This window comes from Bartonella sp. AD13SXNS (assembly GCF_042196465.1).
Classification (GTDB): domain Bacteria; phylum Pseudomonadota; class Alphaproteobacteria; order Rhizobiales; family Rhizobiaceae; genus Bartonella.
Genome location: NZ_JBHIQI010000059.1, coordinates 1 through 1,835 on the forward strand (window position 1 = coordinate 1; position 1,835 = coordinate 1,835).

Annotated in this window: 1 pseudogene; it reads left to right on the plus strand. The window is 44.6% G+C overall.

What is annotated here, in order from left to right:
• Positions 1 to 1,835: pseudogene (locus ACFIMQ_RS09300) on the plus strand (filamentous hemagglutinin); the annotation flags it as partial.

The window sequence follows — 1,835 nt, forward strand, 5'->3', positions numbered from 1 at the left end:
GGAAATAGCGGTCAATTGGCATCGGGGCAGGATTTAGTCTTTAGCGTGACGGGGGATGTGACCAACAACAAAACGGGCTTAATTTATGTGAAAGGCAATGGTGTTTTACAAGTTGATGGAGCTTTGTTGAATGATTTTGGCACCATAATGGCAGAGGGTGATTTATCTTTTACCAATGCGGCGGGCAGCGGAAAAAGCCTTTCCCTTGTCAATAAAGCAGGCTTTATTCAAGCTGGTGGAAACTTAAATATCCAAACCAACACCCTGAAAAACGAAGCCGATAGCACACCTATCATAACAGAAAAAACGGAATATAGCGATATTTCTTTCCAAAGACCAAAGGGTTCTGATAGGCTCAGTGATGGGATGTTATATCAAGATGGTCCCAACCTTTGGGGAAAGGGGCACACTAAGGATGAACTTACTCATCCACCTCTACCAAATTATGTACCGAATTATTATGTCTTTCATACAGAAGAATTTGTATTTGATAAAAAGCTTTGGTCGAGCAAAGAAGAAACTTATGGTGCCGCAATTTCAAACGATGGAACAGTCTACAAGTCATTTACTTGGAAATATGACAAGACAAACAGTAATATAGAACGGTATCGATGGTATAACCGGTCACACATGACAGAAAAGACTGTCACGCAAGGGTTTTCTCATAAACCAGTTTCGGGGATGATACAATCTAGTGGCAATCTCATCATTAACGCTGATAACATTGAGAATAACTACAGCACTATAGAAGCGGGGGGAAATGCCGATATCCACGTTGGTGTGCTGACCAATCTGGGCGCAACAGCTTATAAAAAAACTTATCTGGGTTGTCAGGCTTATACAGACAGTTGTTATGGCTATAAAGCTGATGGAAGCCGCGATGTTTCTTTAGATATAGCCAATGGCAAGGATCGCCAAACTGGTTCAGAAGCTTTGGAGAGCGTTCCTGGTCTTGTCCAAGCGGGTGGCACGTTGAATTTGGTGGTCGATCAACTCAATAACACGGCAGCGGAAGGTTCCATTACAGGGGATGCGCATTTTAAAGCACAAGCAGTTGAAGGCAATCCACTGGAGTCCTTAAGTGGTTTAACCGGGGTTGATGCTCTCTTTACACCAAAAGTGGATCTCAATAATACAGGGGAACTTGCTGAGGGGCTTCCTTTACCAAAACCCCAATCGGGGGGTGTTGGGGGCACGCTGCCCAATCAAAATTTCATTTATGAAACGCGGGCAGAATTCCTTGATGTCGGCAAGTTTTATGGCTCAGCCTATTATTTGAACAGAATTGGCTACAATCCTGACAGAGAGATTTTTTTCTTAGGCGATGCTTATTTCGAAAAGCAGCTGATTGAGAAACAAATGCGTGATCTGGTCGGTCAAGGGTTGGGCAAAGGTTCCTTTATTCCTGGAAGTGATGCCATTGAACAAGTCAAAACCTTGCTGGATGTCGGGGCAGACTATGCAAAAGCACACAATCTCCCCTTTGGTGAGGCTTTGAGTGAAGAACAATTGGCGTCCCTAGAAGCGCCGATGGTGATTTATGTGCGCCAACAGGTCAAGGGCATGGATGTTTATGCACCGGTGCTTTATATCCCTGAAAAAGACAGAGCCTCCTTTGTTTCTGCTGGAGCTTTGATCATGGGCGATGATGTGAATATCACCAGCCAGAATACAAGCAATTCCACAATAACCAATTCAGGGCGGATTGCGGCAAACCACCAATTGCATGTGCATGGCGGGGATATCTTTAGTCAAGGAGGGCATTTTGCGGCGGGTGGTGATGCTGTTATCCTTGCGGAGAAGAATATTCGTTTGGATGCAGGGCGCACAACGGT